This window comes from Streptomyces sp. NBC_00576, assembly GCF_036345175.1.
GTDB lineage: Bacteria > Actinomycetota > Actinomycetes > Streptomycetales > Streptomycetaceae > Streptomyces.
In genome coordinates, this window is record NZ_CP107780.1 from 7,950,941 (window position 1) to 7,965,202 (window position 14,262).

Below are 14,262 nucleotides of genomic sequence, written 5' to 3' on the forward strand. Positions count from 1 at the left end.
AGGGGGAGACGCCGTGATGTCCCACCGCGCCGCCGGGAAGCGACTGGAGTCGTGGAGTGGAACCTTGCCCTGAGGATCCTTTCCGGGGCGGTGTTGGTGGGTGTTGCGGTGGTGAAGGCCGTGGCGCCGAGCCTGACAGAGAACGAGCTCGGCGCCACGGCCGCGGTCGCCGGGACGTGAAGAACCGGCGCCGCGTCTTCGGGGGTAGGGCGCTACGCCTCCACCATCCGCACCAGCAACCCCCGCAACAGCACCCGCTCCTCCTCCGACAGCCCGGCCAGCGGCTCCCGGGCGAAGTTCAGGGAGTCGCGCAGGCTCTGTGCGACCCGGTGCCCCTCGTCCGTGCAGGCGGCCAGCTTCACCCGGCGGTCCGTGGGGTCGGGGCGGCGTTCGACCAGGCCCCGGGACTCCAGTCGGTCCACGATCCCGGTGACGTTCGACGGCTCGCACCGCAGCTTCCGGGCCAGCTGCCGCATAGGCAGGGGGCCCAGGGAGAGCAGGCTCAGCAGGCGTGCCTGTGCCCCGGTGAGGGAGTGCTGGGTGGCCGCGTCCTCGTACTCCTGGTGGAAGCGGGCCACGACCGCGCCGATCAGGTCGACGACCTCCAGGGTCATGGGGTCGCGGGGGCGGGTCTTCTCGGGTGTGGCCATGTTCTCCAGGTTACCCCTTTACTTGACAACCTGAAATATTCAGGAGCATTATTGTTTCACGTACTGAAGCATCTGAGCCGCAGATCACGTAGATCACGTAGATACTCAGCCGCACCGGAAGGCCCCCCTCATGTCCGACGCCCCCACCCCCGCCCTCCCCACCGTCAGCCGCGAATGGCACCTGCTCAGCCGTCCGGTCGGCTGGCCCAAGGCCGAGGACTTCGCCCTGGTCGAGGCCGAGGTCCCGCAGCCCCGTGAGGGCCAGGTGCTGGTGCGCAACCTGTACGTGTCCGTGGACCCGTACATGCGGGGCCGGATGAGCGACGCCAAGTCGTACGTCGCCCCCTTCGAGCTGGGCAAGGTCATGCAGGGCGGGGCCGTCGGCGAGGTCGTCGCCTCCAACGCCGAGGGACTCGACGTCGGGGACCACGTGCTGCACTTCCTCGGCTGGCGCGAGTACGCGGCCGTGAACGCGAAGGACGCCGTCAAGGTCGACCCCGAGGCCGCGCCGCTGTCGACGTACCTCGGCGTCCTCGGCATGACCGGCCTCACCGCCTACGTCGGCCTCCTGCGCACCGCCTCCTTCAAGGAGGGCGACGTGGTGTTCGTGTCGGGTGCCGCCGGCGCAGTGGGCGGCCAGGTCGGCCAGATCGCCAAGCTCAAGGGTGCCTCCCGGGTCATCGGGTCCGCCGGGTCCGACGAGAAGGTCAAGCTGCTGGTGGAGGAGTACGGCTTCGACGCCGCCTTCAACTACAAGGACGGGTCGGTCAGCGAGCAGCTCCGCAAGGCGGCCCCCGACGGCATCGACGTGTACTTCGACAACGTGGGCGGCGACCACCTTGAGGCGGCCATCGGCGCCCTCAGGCACGGCGGCCGTATCGCCATCTGCGGCATGATCTCCGTCTACAACAACACGGAGGCCGCCCCCGGCCCGAAGAACCTCGCTCGCCTCATCGCCACCCGTGGCCGCATCGAGGGCCTCCTCGTCAACGACCACCAGGACCTTCAGCCGCAGTTCGTCGAGGAGGTCGGCGCGTGGGTCCGCTCCGGCGAACTCAAGTACCGCGAGACGGTCGTCGAGGGCATCGAGAACAACCTGGAGGCGTTCCTCGGGGTGCTGCGCGGCGACAACACCGGCAAGATGATCGTCAAGTTCTGAGCCGTCAGGCTTCTTGGCGATACGGCAGCGGCCGCACCCCTGGACGTGGGGTGCGGCCTCTGCCGTTGGGGCCGATGCGTGCGTCAGCCGCGCAGCGCCGCCATGTGCACGGCCCGCACCAACCGCTCGTTCTCCGGCGCCGCTCCGCCCGGGAAGGCGAACCGGCGGCGGGTGTAGCCGTAGGCCAGGCCGCTGTGCGGGTCGGCGAAGGCCTGGGAGCCGCCCGCGCCACTGTGACCGATGGTGCCCGCGCCCAGGAACGGGTAGGCGACGTCCGCGGTCTTCTGCACCGCCTCGAAGCCCTCGGCGACCGTGCCCTGGACGAGCCGTCCTACGGCCTCGGTGGTCTCCTGCGTCATCCGATCTCCTTGCTCGTCATACCGATCGTCACACCGATCGTCGCGGTCGGCACGCTCAGCAATGCACGTGCCACCTGCGCGAACTCCCCCTTGGGGTGGTCCCGGAACAACGGCTCGGTGCCGAACAGCACCGCGTGCGGCCCGCTGACCACCGACGGCTGTCCCGCAGCTGCCGCCGGCCCGCCGGAACCGTCCGCGAACGGCCGCCAGTGCCCGGAGACGAGGAGGTTCCCGGTCCCGTACGACTGGTCGACCCGCACGCCCGGCCCCAGGTCCGTGAACCAGACGGGCGCGTAGACGAATCCGTGCTCAGGCGCCCCGCCGGTGACCGGGCTCAGGCCCGAATTCACGACCCGGACCACGCCGTTGGCGTCCCCGTTCCCCTCGGCCGGCTCGGCCGCCAGCACCCCGGCGGCGGAGTTCAGCGCGGCCCCGGCAACGCCCCGGCCGACCAGTCCCCGGGAGCCGAGGAAGGCGTCAAGTGCCGTACGGGCGGCCGGGTTCAGGCCCTGGTACTCGACGTCCTGCGACACGAACAGCACATCCACCCCGGCCCAGTCGAAACCGGCGTTGAGGACGGCCGTCGACACCGGCGTGACCTCGAAGTTCATCTCACGCAGCGCGAACAGCTCCCCGGGCGTGACGGCTGCCGCGACCCGGGTGCGACGCAGGACGGAGGCTCCGGTGGCCTTCGTCGCGTCGAAGGCCACGTCGTACGTACGGGCCGCCGCGACCGCCTTCGTGCGCGCCGACGCCGGGACGATCGCACTGCCGTCCACTGCCCGCCGTACCGGAACCCCGTCCCGCAGAAGGGAGTTGAGGGCGGCGATCTCACGTGGGTCGTCCAGGCGCAGCCGCAGCTTGCCGTGCGGCGCGACATGTCCGACCCGCGTCGCGGCAGCCACCGCCCGCAGCGGCACCCCCAACAGACTGCCGCTGCGGACCGGTTGAACGGTCGCGCCCCACAACCGACCCAGACTCCAGCCCGAGATGTCGTACATCACCGACACCTTGTCGCTGATGTCCCGCCCGTCGGAGAGCAGCACGTTCGCGAGCCCGCGCTTCGGCTGGCGCATGTCGACGACGTACGAACCCTTCGCGTACGTCCGTCCGCCGAGCCGGAAGGCGTGGCTCGCGCGGGTGACCTGGACGTCGTTGGCGAGAAGGTGGTCGACCAGCCGCGCGGCGGCAGGCGCGGAGCGCTGGGCCGACGCGCCCGCCGGAATGACGTACGCGCGGGGGAAGGCGGTCGTGTAGACGTCCTCCGGCCCGATGCCCGGAACGCCCGGGACGGTCGCCGCCGACACCGGCACCTGGGCGGCCCCCGCAGCGCCGCGCCGGAAGACCTCGATCTGGTCGGCGACCAGTGAAGTCCGATGATCCTGAACGTAGTTGAGCGTCGCGGTGATGGCCGCGTCGGCCACGGCGACGTTGATCGCGGAACGGCGGCGCAACTCGTCGACCGGGAGGGTGTCGTAGGCGCGGTTGTTGACCGTCATCGGGATCTCGACGGTGTGCGCGGCGACCGTGCCGTGGAAGGCCGCGTACTGCGGGGTGAAGATCGGCGGCCAGTCGTCCCAGCCCTCCTGCTGATCACGGAACGGGATCTGGGCGGGCTCGACGCCGTCCTTCCCCGGCGTGTAGCCGAGGCCGTTGACCGCGGCCTCCATCCCGAGGGCGTTGGCGTAGGTGTTCTTCAGGAACAGGTCGTACTCGTAGTTCTCGCCGTGCGGGGGAGTGGTGGGCTCGATGAGGGTGCCGTTGACGTATCCGTGCAGGTCGAGCATGACGGTCGGCTGCTTGTCGATCTCGATCTGCCGCATCGCCCGCCCCTCGGGCTGCGAGGAGGTGACGAAGTCCCGGTTCAGATCGAACCCGTTGGCGTTGGCACGGGTACCGGCGATACGGCCGTCCGGGTTGGCGGTGATGTTGAAGTAGAGCCGACTGTGCGCGAGCAGGTCCCGCGTCCTGGCATCGGTGGCGGTCGCGAGCCGCTCGACAAGCTTGAGGGAGGCGTCGGTGCCCTCCCACTCGTTGCCGTGGATGTTGTTGTTGACGAAGACGGGGGCCTTGTAACTCCGCTTGATCGTCAGGCTGTTGGCGGCGACCGCCGACACGTTCTCGATCAACGCGCGCATGTTCTCCTGGGCGCGCGTCTGCGCCACGCTCTCCGGCGCGGTGACCGTGACGAGGTAGAGCCGGTGCCCGCCCGCCGAACGGCCCGCGACCTCGACGCTCACCCGGTCGCCCAGCTTCTGGAGGGCGTTCAGTTTCGGGGCGATGGCGTGGTACGGGGTCAGGCCCAGCTTGATGGACTTGTCGGCCGGGTTCTCCGGGTCGGGGGAGAGGATCTGTTCGCGGGGGTAGCCGCGACCGGTGTCGGTGAGGTCGGTGACGGGGGCGGTCAGGGCGCGGGTGGCGGCGCCGGCGGGGGTCGTCGCGGCACGCGAGTCGGCTGCGGACCGCCCTCCCTCCGCCCCCGCTCCCTCCACCCCCTCACGGGTCACGGGTTTGCGGTCGGCGGTGGCGGTGTGGGGGGTGAGCAGGAGCGAGCCCGCCGTGGTGACGGCGAGAACGGCGAGCAGAACAGGGCTCGGTGGAACGGGTCTTGTGCGACGCACGCGTACCTCTTCCATTGCTTCCTGTATTTCCTTTGCTTCCTGGGCCTTTGTGTCCTGGGCTTCCTGAGATCGGTACGGCGAGATGTACCTCCTCGACTCAACGCCAACAAGAGGGTCTCGGCGCCGCAGATGCCCCGGATGGCGCATGTCGTGCCTGCTGTACACCGCCGATAGAGTTCTTCCATGAGTGATCTTGCGACAGGTTTCCGCTACCTCCTGAAGGGCCAGCGCTGGGTCGCCCGACACGGCAAGCAGTACGGATTCGGGCTGCTCCCCGGCCTCCTCACCCTCGTTCTCTACGTCGGCGCCCTGACCTCCCTCGCCCTCTACGGCACCGACCTCACCGCCTGGGCCACCCCCTTCGCCGACGACTGGTCGAGCCCCTGGCTCGGCCTCTTCCGCGGCTTCCTCACCGCCCTCCTCTTCGCGCTGGCCCTGCTCCTGTCGGTCCTCACGTTCACCGCGATGACCCTCCTCATCGGCCAGCCCTTCTACGAGAACCTCTCCGAGAAGGTCGACCGGGACGTGTCCCCCGACGGCACGGCCCCCGAGTCGGGCCTGCCGCTGCACAAGGAACTGTGGATCTCGGCCCGCGACAGCCTCAGGGTCCTCGTACGGGCCCTGTGCTGGGCGCTGCTCGTCTTCGCCCTCGGTTTCGTCCCGGTCATCGGGCAGACCGTCGTACCCGTGATCGGCTTCGCCGTCACCGGCTTCTTCCTCACCGAGGAACTGACCGCCGTCGCCCTTCAGCGGCGCCAGGTCGAACTCCGGGACAGGCTCGCCCTGTTGCGCTCCCGCAAGCTGCTCGTGTGGGGCTTCGGCACGCCGCTCGCGCTGGCCTTCGTGGTGCCGTTCGTCGCCGTCTTCCTGATGCCGGGCGCGGTCGCGGGCGCCACACTGATGGCCCGCGACCTGCTCGGCGAGGAGACCCGGGAATCCTCGGAGGACACCGACGATCAGGCGACGTCGGGCGAAGCCTCCTGACCGGAAGCGCCTCCGGAAGCGCCTCCGGAAGCGCCACCGGACGCGTCGACGGCGACGCTCAGGATCGACCGCACCTGGGCGATGATGTCCAGCCGGTTCCGCACGAACTCGGGATCGGTCACGGCCCCGGTCGCCGGGTCGGTGTTGCCCGTCCCGAACTGCAGCACAGGCGTGTGCACATGCCCGCCGGGAAGTGTGGCGCCCAGCCCGAGCCGGTCGCGCAACAGGGTGGCCCGGTAGGCGATCTCGTTGGACAGATAGTCCCCGCCACCCCCGGCCCGCGCCGTCGACCCGGGGGTGGGCCCGTCGGCCCGTACGACGGGACCGGTGCCGCCCGCCGGTATCTCGGTCACGCTCGTGTTGTCGTACACGGGAAAGCGCCCGGTGTTCGCGGCGACAATCGCCTTGTACGGCAAGGTCGTCGACGTCCACTGCGGCTGCGATGCCGGGTCACCGACCGGGACGGTCTCCGTCCGGCCGATGTTCTCGTTGTCCGGGAAGCCGCCCCGCCAGGCCCCGTTGGTCCGCTCCACGTCGAACCGCCCGACCCGCCCCTGACTCACGGTCGCGAACAGATCCACCTTCGGCAGGACCGGCCGCAGCGTCCGCTCCACCGTGCCTTCCGCGAAGTCCTGCCAGCGCACCGGGAACACCGCGGTCTCGACCCTGACACGACCCTCCGCCGTCTCGATCACCGTGCCGTCGAGGGCGAGCGCGGTGGCCCCGGACGGGTTGGAGATCCGTATGTCACGGTCGAGCGTGAACGGATCGAACCCGGTGACGAGAACACGCTTCAGCGTCCCACCGCAGGGATACCGGATCGACGTCTGCCCGCGCGAGTTCCGCTCCAACTCACCGAGCAGCGCCGCCCGTTGGCCAGCGCTCACTCCGAACGACGGCTCCCACGCCCGCAGTTCCCGGGTCATCCCGAGCCGCGCCCAGTACAGCGGCCGGTCGTCGTCCCGGCTCAGGTCGCCGCCGGCCGGCCCGCGCCCCTGCGCCCGGTCGACGGCCCGCCGCCACAGCGCCGCCCCCTGGCGTACGACGAGTCTGCGGGCGTCCGCATACGAGCGCGCCCCGCCGAGGACCCGCGCGAACTCCGGTGCCACGGAGTCGAATCCGGAGCGCCGCAGGATCTCCTGCGGCGCCGCCTTGTCGAGCCGCTGCTCCTCGACGGTCGGCGCGGCCGGGGTGTCGGCGGCCGAGGCGGGGGCGGGCGCCGCGAGCCCGGCCAGTAGGGCGAGTCCGAGGACACCGATCCGTACACGTGCACGTGGAGAACTCAAAGGAGTCAGACCTTCCGTCGTCGTGGGGACACAACAGTGGGGTGCTGCCGGAAGGCCGCAGTATCGCGTGGCTCAAGTGGTCTACGCCATAGTGGGAGGCGGGGAGACGTTCATGGACTCGACGAGGAGACGCCGACGTGACGGACACACCACAGGTCCCGCAGGTAGCACAGGTACCGAACGACAAGGCCCGTGAGGCGGCCGTCGAGGCGGCTCTCGGCAAGCTCGACCTGGACGCCAAGGCCCGGCTGCTGGCCGGCCAGGACATGTGGTCGCTGCCCGAGCTGCCCGAGATCGGGCTGAGGTCCCTGGTCATGTCCGACGGCCCGATCGGCGTCCGCGGCACCCGCTGGACCGCCGACGACCCCTCCGTCGCCCTGCCGTCCCCGACCGCGCTCGCCGCCACCTGGGACCCCGAACTCGCCCGCAGGGCAGGGGTGCTGCTGGCCCAGGAGGCTCGCCGCAAGGGCGTCCACGTACTCCTCGCGCCCACCGTCAACCTGCACCGCTCCCCGCTCGGCGGCCGGCACTTCGAGGCGTACAGCGAGGACCCGTACCTCACCGGGCGGATCGGCGCCGGCTATGTGAACGGCGTCCAGTCCGGCGGCGTCGGCACCACCGTCAAGCACTTCGTCGCCAACGACGCCGAGACCGACCGCTTCACCGTGGACAACCTGGTCTCCGAACGCGCCCTGCGCGAGCTGTATCTGGCCCCCTTCGAGGCCATCGTCAAGAACGCCCACCCCTGGGGCATCATGACCGCCTACAACACGGTCAACGGCACGACGATGAGTGAGCACCGCTATCTGGTCAACGAGGTCCTGCGCGGCGAATGGGGCTTCGACGGCTACAACGTCTCCGACTGGATGGCCGCCCGCTCCACCACCGGCGCGATCAACGGCGGCCTCGACGTCGCCATGCCCGGCCCGAGGACGGTGTACGGCGCCCCCCTCGCCCGGGCCGTACGGGACGGACACGTGCCCGAGGCGACCCTCGACGGCGCCGTACGCAACGTACTGCGCCTCGCCGCCCGCGTCGGCATCCTGGCGGGCGCCGAACCCGCGGTGGCCCACACCGACCTCCCCGCACCGGTCGACGGCGAGGCACTGGCCCGCGAGATCGCCCACCGCTCGTTCGTCCTCGTCCGCAACGAGGGCGCCCTTCCGCTGCCGACGGGACACACCGTCGCCCTCATCGGAGCCGCCGCCCGCGACGCCCGCGTCCTCGGCGGCGGCTCCGCCACCGTCTTCCCGGCCCGCGTCGTCTCCCCGCTCGACGGCCTCACCGCCGCCCTACCCGACGGCACCCTGACGTACGCCGTCGGCGCCGACCCCAACACCGAACTCGCCGTCGCCGACAAGGGGTTCGTCCTGCGCGCAGTCTGCCGCGACACCGCAGGCACGTTCATCGGCACCGGCTCCGCGCCCAGCGGCCAGATCAACTGGATGGGCGCGGACCTCCCTGACGGCGTCACCCACGACCGGCTCCACACCGTCGAACTCACCGGCACCTTCACCCCGCGCGACACCGGCCCGCACACCTTCGGCATCAAGGGCCTCGGCGCCTTCACCCTCACCGTCGACGGCACGACGTACTACGACGACGTCCAGACCACCGACAGCGACGACCCCTTCATCTCGTTCTTCGGCGACCCCGAACCCCACGCCGAGGTCCAACTGACCGCGGACACACCGGTCGAGGTGTCCCTCACCTACGGCGTCACCTTCCCCGACGACGCCGCGATGAAGTCCGTCGGCTTCAGCCTGTGCCACCAGGAACCGCGGCGCGACCCCGACGAACTGATCGCCGAGGCCGCCGAAGCCGCCCGCGCCGCCGACGCCGCCGTCGTCGTGGTCGCCACCACGGACCGCGTCGAGTCCGAGGGCTTCGACCGCACCGACCTCCAACTCCCCGGCCGCCAGAACGACTTGGTCCGCGCCGTCGCCGCCGCCAACCCGAACACCGTCGTGGTCGTCAACTCCGGCTCCCCGGTGGAGCTGCCCTGGCGCGACGAGGTCGCCGCCGTGCTGCTGACCTGGTTCCCCGGCCAGGAGGGCGGCGCGGCCCTGGCGGACGTCCTCACCGGCGCGCGGGAACCCGGCGGCCGGCTCCCCACCACCTGGGGCGCGCTCACCGACGCCCCGGTCACCCGGGTGGCCCCGACAGACGGCGAACTCCCGTACACGGAGGACGTTTTCATCGGCTACCGCGCCTGGGAGAAGGAGGGCCGGACACCCTCGTACCCCTTCGGCCACGGCCTCGGCTACACCGACTGGACGTACGAGACGGTCGAGGCGGAAGGGACACAGGCGGACGGAGTGACGGTCACCGTCCGGGTCACCAACTCGGGCGCACGCGCGGGCCGCGAGGTCGTACAGGCGTACCTCGCACCGACCGTCCCGGACCCCGATCGCCCGGCTCGCCGGCTGGCCGCCTTCGCCGGGATCGAAGCCGCCTCCGGCGAAACAGTGGAGGTGACCCTCGAACTCCCGCGCCGTGCCTTCGAGATCTGGGACGAGTCCGCGGGCGCGTGGGCCTTTGTGAAGGGTTCGTACGAAATCCAGGTGGGCCGCTCGATCACCGACCGCCGACTCACCGCGCCGATTACGGTCTAGCCGAGGGCGGTCCGCCCCACCAGCCGGCCCCGGCCCGGGAACCTGACCCCCGGACCGGGGCTCGCCGGCGGCCTGTATGGACCGGGCGCCCTAAACGCCGCGCACCTCAGCCCCGTACACCGAAACCGAACACCGTCTCCGAGCGGAACGTGTCACCCGGCCGCAGTTCCGTGCTCGGGAACTCGGGCCGGTTCGGCGAGTCGGGAAAGTGCTGCGTCTCCAGGGCGACGCCGTGCCTGGGGCCGAACGGCTCGCCCAAGTGGTCGGCGGTGTAGAGCTGGAGACCGGGCTCGGTCGTCGCCACGGTCACGAACCGCCCCGAGGCCGGGTCGTACAGCTCGGCGACCGCCACCGAATCCGCCGTCCGTCCCTTGTCGAGGGCGAAGTTGTGGTCGTACCAGGCACCCACCTCCCGTTCCGTACGGAAGTCGAAGCGGGAGTCCGCCACCGGCTCGATGCCGGTCGGGATCCGGTCCGCGTCCACCGGGGTGTACCGCGAGGCGCCGATGCGCAGGGCGTGCCCGGACGTGCTGCCGGAGGCCGGCCCTGACAGGTTCCAGTAGGTGTGGTTCGTCAGGTTGATCACCGTCGGCGCGTCCGTGACCACCTCGTACGCGATCCGCAGCGCCCCGTCCACGTCCAGCGTGTACGTCGCCGAGATCTCCAGACGCCCCGGGAACCCCTCCTCGCCGTCCGGGCTCACCCGGGACAGCCGCACCCCGTCCTCGACCGGCTCCGCGTCCCACACCCGCTTGTCGAAACCGTGGATGCCGCCGTGCAGGCAGTTGGGCGCGTTGTTCTGCGCGAGCCGGTACGTCCGGCCGTCCAGCGGGAAGGCGCCGCCCGCGATGCGGTTCGCGTACCGGCCCACCAGCGCGCCGAAGTACGGCTCGGGGTGCGCCAGATATCCGGCCACGTCCGGGAACCCCAGCACCAGGTCCACGAGCCGCCCGTCCCTGTCCGGGACCTCCACCGACTGCACGATCCCGCCGTACGTCAGCACACGCACCCGGACCCCGGCCCGCTCCAGCGTCCAGCGGTGGACGGGGGTGCCGTCGGAAAGTGTGCCGAAGAGTTCGTATCTGTGGGCCATGCGGAAAACCCTAGGTCACCGCCTTCCTGCCGGTGACTCCGCGGTACGCGATCTCGGCCAGCCGCGCCTGCCCGTTGCGGCTCGGATGGAACCAGTCCCAGGGGCTCAACTGCCGCGTCCCGAAGTCGAAGCCGAAGACCGCGCCCCCGTCGAACCGGCACAGCCGGTCCGTGGCGCACACCTCCTTCAGCGCCGAGTTGTACGCCTCCACCCGCCCCTGCACCTCGTCCCGCCGCGCGGTCGCCGCCGAGTCGACCGCGTCCGGGTCACCCAGCATCGACGGACAGATCCCCAGCTTCCACACCGCCTTGCCCAACGCGTTGCCCCGCCCCTGCGACCAGAGCCGCTTCAGATCCGGCACGCTCGCCACATACACCTGGCTCTTGGGCGCGGCCCTACGCAGGGTCCGCAGCGCCTGCGCGAACGACGCCCGGAAGTCGGCCACCGACGTCATCGCCCCCACCGACGCCCGGCACGCGTCGTTGGCCCCCGTCATCACCGTCACCAGCGCGGGCTTGTGGACGGCGGCCTTCGTCATCTGGGCGGGCAGATCGGTCATCCGGGAGCCGCTGACGGCGTGGTTCCAGCTGCGCGCCGCAGCCCCGGACGCCCCCAGCAGCCGTACGGCCAGACTGTTCACGGCCTTGTCGCTGCCGGTCGCCCAGGACACCTCGGGGCAGTCGGACAGCACCGAGCAGGCGTCGAAGCCGCGCGTGATGGAGTCGCCCACGGCGGCCATGGAGGCCGGGCTGCTGTCCCAGGCGGGCGTCGGGGTCGGCGACGGCTTCGCCTTCGCCCGGGTGCCGTCCGGAGCCGGAGACGCGCCACCGGCGGCGTCACACCCGGCGACACCCAGCAGGGCCGCCGACACGACGGCGACGACGGCCCGCGAACGGTGACTTCGTTTCCGCATCCTTTGGTCCCCTCGGTCGGTGTGCAATGCCTCTCGCCCATAACAACGCACGAAAGTTCCCGAACCGAAAACAACTAATGCCTCACACAGTGCAACGTCGCACACCCGTACAAGCGTCCCCCTGGGTGAATGGCGGGCGTTTCATGGCATCGGGACCGACGGTACGTCACACTCCTTGCGCCGCCGCACGGTAGCCTCGCCATCAACGCGGCTGCCCGCCACCGCTGCTCAGCCAGTTCGCAAGATGTCCCGCTCTGTCCGGAGGTCCCAGTGACGACACGTGGAGTTCTGTACGTGCACTCCGCGCCGCGCGCGCTGTGCCCGCACGTCGAGTGGGCCGTCGCCGGAGTGCTCGGCACGCGCGTCAGCCTCGACTGGATCCGCCAGCCCGCCGCACCGGGCACCTGGCGCTCCGAGTTCTCCTGGAAGGGCCAGGTCGGCACCGCCTCCAAGCTCGCGTCGGCCCTGCGCGGCTGGCAGTTGCTGCGCTTCGAGGTCACCTCGGAACCCTGCGCCACCGCCGAGGGGGAGCGCTACAGCTGCACCCCCGACCTCGGCATCTACCAGGCGATCACCGGCATCCACGGCGACATCCTCATCCCCGAGGACCGCCTCCGCGCCGCCCTCACCCGCTCCCAGCGCGGAGAGACGGACCTGGAGGCCGAGTTGGCCAAACTTTTGGGCAAACCCTGGGACGACGAGCTCGAGCCGTTCAGATACGCGGGCGAGGGCGCCCCGGTGAGATGGCTGCACCAGGTGGTGTGACTTTCACCAACGGTCGAGCGATATGAGCGATACGCGAAGGCCCCCACCGATCGGTGGGGGCCTTCGCGTACGTACAGCGCGTACGTGCAGCTGTACTTGTCGTCCGTCAGACCGATCGGAACGCCAGCACCACGTTGTGGCCGCCGAACCCGAACGAGTCGTTCAGGGCGGCGATACGACCGTCCACCGGCAGCTTGCGGGCCTCGCCACGCACGATGTCCGCGTCGGCCTCGGGGTCGAGGTTCTCGACGTTGATCGTCGGCGGGGCGACCCGGTGGTACAGCGCAAGCACGGTCGCCACCGTCTCGACACCGCCGGCGCCACCGAGCAGGTGTCCGGTCATCGACTTGGTCGCGGACACGGCCATGTGGTCGACATCATCGCCGAACACATTGCGCAGCGCCTTGAGTTCGGCGACGTCACCCGCCGGCGTCGACGTGGCGTGCGCGTTGACGTGCACGATCTCGGCGGGGTCCAGATCGGTGCTGGCCAGCAGATTCCGCAGGGCCGCCGAGATACCGCGTCCCTCCGGCTCCGGCTGCACGATGTCGTGGGCGTCGGCCGAGATGCCCTGGCCGACCGCTTCCGCGTAGACCCGGGCACCGCGCGCGGCGGCGTGCTCGGCGGACTCCAGGACGACCACGCCGGAGCCCTCACCCAGCACGAAGCCGTCGCGGCCCGTGTCGTACGGACGCGAGGCACCCGTCGGGTTCTCGTTGTTCTTGGACATCGCCATCATGTTGCCGAACGCGGCGATGGGCAGCGGATGGATGGCCGCCTCCGTGCCACCGGCGACGACGACGTCGGCGCGGCCGGTACGGATCATCTCGATGGCGTAGCCGATGGCCTCGGCGCCCGAGGCGCAGGCGGAGACCGGGGTGTGCACACCGGCGCGGGCGCCGACGAGCAGACCCACGTTGGCGGAGGGGCTGTTGGGCATCAGCATCGGGACGGTGTGCGGGGAGACGCGGCGTACGCCCTTCTCCTTCATCACGTCGTACTGGTCGAGCAGAGTCGTGACTCCGCCGATGCCCGAGGCGATGACGGTACCGAGCCGGTCGGGGTCGACGGCCTGGTTCTCGCCCTCGCCCGCGCGGTCGGTGAAGCCCGCGTCGGCCCACGCCTCCTTGGCGGCGATCAGCGCGAACTGCGCCGACCGGTCCAGCCGGCGGGCCTGGGGCCGGGGAATGATCTCGGACGGTTCGACGGCGATCTGCGCGGCGATGCGGACGGCCTGCTCGGCCGCCCACTCCTGCTCCAGGGCACGGACACCGGACTTGCCGGCGACCAGACCCTCCCAGGTAGAGGCCGCGTCACCACCCAGCGGTGTGGTTGCGCCGATACCGGTGACGACCACGGTGCGATTGGTCGGGCTCACGGGAATTCCTTCTCCAACGGATACGGGAGGACAACCCCCGCGTCGGCGGGGAGAACGGCGCCACCGCCGGGTGGCGGGGCTGCGGGACCGATCAGGGATCGGTCCCCATGACCAGCCCTGACGACCGGCCCTGATGACCAGTGCTGATGACCAGTCCTGATGATCAGGGCCGGTGAATCAGTCCTGGTTCTTGAGGATGTACGCGGTGGCGTCGCCGACCGTCTTGAGGTTCTTGACGTCCTCGTCGGGGATCTTGACGTCGAAGCGCTCTTCGGCGGCGACGACGACCTCGACCATGGACAGCGAGTCGACGTCCAGGTCGTCGGTGAAGGACTTGTCCAGCTGGACGTCCTCAACCGGGATGCCGGCGATCTCGTTCACGATGTCGGCGAGACCGGCGACGATCTCTTCCTGAGTGGCGGCCATGGCAGGCGCTCCT

At 70.6% G+C, this 14,262-nt stretch carries 11 protein-coding genes and 1 pseudogene; 4 read left to right on the plus strand and 8 right to left on the minus strand.

Translation table 11 applies throughout. From position 1 onward, the window contains the following. Window positions 1–212 precede the first annotated feature (212 nt). Window positions 213–650 carry a MarR family winged helix-turn-helix transcriptional regulator gene (locus OG734_RS34560; protein ID WP_330291350.1) on the minus strand — a complete coding sequence of 146 codons (438 nt, stop codon included), beginning with the start codon at window positions 648–650 and terminating at the stop codon, window positions 213–215. A 130-nt stretch (window positions 651–780) separates the two neighbouring features. Here OG734_RS34560 and OG734_RS34565 point away from each other — a divergent pair, with 130 nt between their 5' ends. Beyond that, complete coding sequence (locus tag OG734_RS34565) at window positions 781–1,809, plus strand: NADP-dependent oxidoreductase (protein WP_330291351.1); 1,029 nt, start codon at window positions 781–783, stop codon at window positions 1,807–1,809. 83 nt (window positions 1,810–1,892) lie between these two features. Here OG734_RS34565 and OG734_RS34570 read toward each other — a convergent pair. Continuing rightward, window positions 1,893–2,096 (minus strand): annotated as a pseudogene (locus OG734_RS34570) (EstA family serine hydrolase); the annotation flags it as partial. Between the two features lie 68 nt (window positions 2,097–2,164). Beyond that, the gene (locus tag OG734_RS34575; protein ID WP_330291352.1) at window positions 2,165–4,789 is read right to left on the minus strand and encodes a M14 family zinc carboxypeptidase; all 2,625 of its coding nucleotides are present in this window, start codon (window positions 4,787–4,789) and stop codon (window positions 2,165–2,167) included. A gap of 183 nt (window positions 4,790–4,972) precedes the next feature. Between OG734_RS34575 and OG734_RS34580 the strand changes: the two genes are divergently transcribed. Next, window positions 4,973–5,773 (plus strand): EI24 domain-containing protein, encoded by an 801-nt coding sequence (locus OG734_RS34580; RefSeq protein ID WP_330291353.1) that lies wholly within the window; start codon window positions 4,973–4,975, stop codon window positions 5,771–5,773. Here OG734_RS34580 and OG734_RS34585 read toward each other — a convergent pair. Beyond that, on the minus strand, window positions 5,746–7,068 hold the full coding sequence (locus tag OG734_RS34585) for a pyroglutamyl-peptidase I family protein (RefSeq protein WP_443065120.1): 1,323 nt from the start codon (window positions 7,066–7,068) through the stop codon (window positions 5,746–5,748). The genes OG734_RS34580 and OG734_RS34585 overlap by 28 nt on opposite strands. A 128-nt stretch (window positions 7,069–7,196) precedes the next feature. On the opposite strand from OG734_RS34585, the gene OG734_RS34590 reads away from it, so the two are divergent. Then, the gene (locus tag OG734_RS34590) at window positions 7,197–9,674 is read left to right on the plus strand and encodes a beta-glucosidase (RefSeq protein ID WP_330291355.1); all 2,478 of its coding nucleotides are present in this window, start codon (window positions 7,197–7,199) and stop codon (window positions 9,672–9,674) included. Between the two features lie 106 nt (window positions 9,675–9,780). Here the strand turns inward: OG734_RS34590 and OG734_RS34595 are convergent, their stop codons facing one another. Both OG734_RS34595 and OG734_RS34600 read right to left on the minus strand, forming a co-directional pair. Next, the gene (locus OG734_RS34595; RefSeq protein ID WP_330291356.1) at window positions 9,781–10,767 is read right to left on the minus strand and encodes an aldose epimerase family protein; all 987 of its coding nucleotides are present in this window, start codon (window positions 10,765–10,767) and stop codon (window positions 9,781–9,783) included. Window positions 10,768–10,777: 10 nt separating this feature from the next. Continuing rightward, the gene (locus OG734_RS34600) at window positions 10,778–11,680 is read right to left on the minus strand and encodes an SGNH/GDSL hydrolase family protein (RefSeq protein ID WP_330291357.1); all 903 of its coding nucleotides are present in this window, start codon (window positions 11,678–11,680) and stop codon (window positions 10,778–10,780) included. Window positions 11,681–11,950: 270 nt separating this feature from the next. On the opposite strand from OG734_RS34600, the gene OG734_RS34605 reads away from it, so the two are divergent. Next, window positions 11,951–12,445, plus strand: a complete 495-nt coding sequence (locus OG734_RS34605) for a DUF3145 domain-containing protein (RefSeq protein WP_330291358.1) — start codon at window positions 11,951–11,953, stop codon at window positions 12,443–12,445. 106 nt (window positions 12,446–12,551) lie between these two features. On the opposite strand, the gene fabF is transcribed toward OG734_RS34605, so the two are convergent. Together fabF and OG734_RS34615 are read right to left on the minus strand one after the other, a co-directional pair. Next, window positions 12,552–13,823, minus strand: a complete 1,272-nt coding sequence (gene fabF, locus OG734_RS34610) for a beta-ketoacyl-ACP synthase II (protein ID WP_330291359.1) — start codon at window positions 13,821–13,823, stop codon at window positions 12,552–12,554. Window positions 13,824–14,000: 177 nt separating this feature from the next. Then, the gene (locus tag OG734_RS34615) at window positions 14,001–14,249 is read right to left on the minus strand and encodes an acyl carrier protein (RefSeq protein WP_105971431.1); all 249 of its coding nucleotides are present in this window, start codon (window positions 14,247–14,249) and stop codon (window positions 14,001–14,003) included. Between the last annotated feature and the right edge of the window lie 13 nt (window positions 14,250–14,262).

What these genes read in the sequence shown, in the direction of transcription:
- OG734_RS34560 (WP_330291350.1), bottom strand. Translation starts at nt 650, where the DNA reads ATGGCCACACCCGAGAAGACCCGCCCCCGCGACCCCATGACCCTGGAG.
- OG734_RS34565 (WP_330291351.1), top strand. Translation starts at nt 781, where the DNA reads ATGTCCGACGCCCCCACCCCCGCCCTCCCCACCGTCAGCCGCGAATGG.
- OG734_RS34580 (WP_330291353.1), top strand. Translation starts at nt 4,973, where the DNA reads ATGAGTGATCTTGCGACAGGTTTCCGCTACCTCCTGAAGGGCCAGCGC.
- OG734_RS34595 (WP_330291356.1), bottom strand. Translation starts at nt 10,767, where the DNA reads ATGGCCCACAGATACGAACTCTTCGGCACACTTTCCGACGGCACCCCC.
- OG734_RS34600 (WP_330291357.1), bottom strand. Translation starts at nt 11,680, where the DNA reads ATGCGGAAACGAAGTCACCGTTCGCGGGCCGTCGTCGCCGTCGTGTCG.
- OG734_RS34615 (WP_105971431.1), bottom strand. Translation starts at nt 14,249, where the DNA reads ATGGCCGCCACTCAGGAAGAGATCGTCGCCGGTCTCGCCGACATCGTG.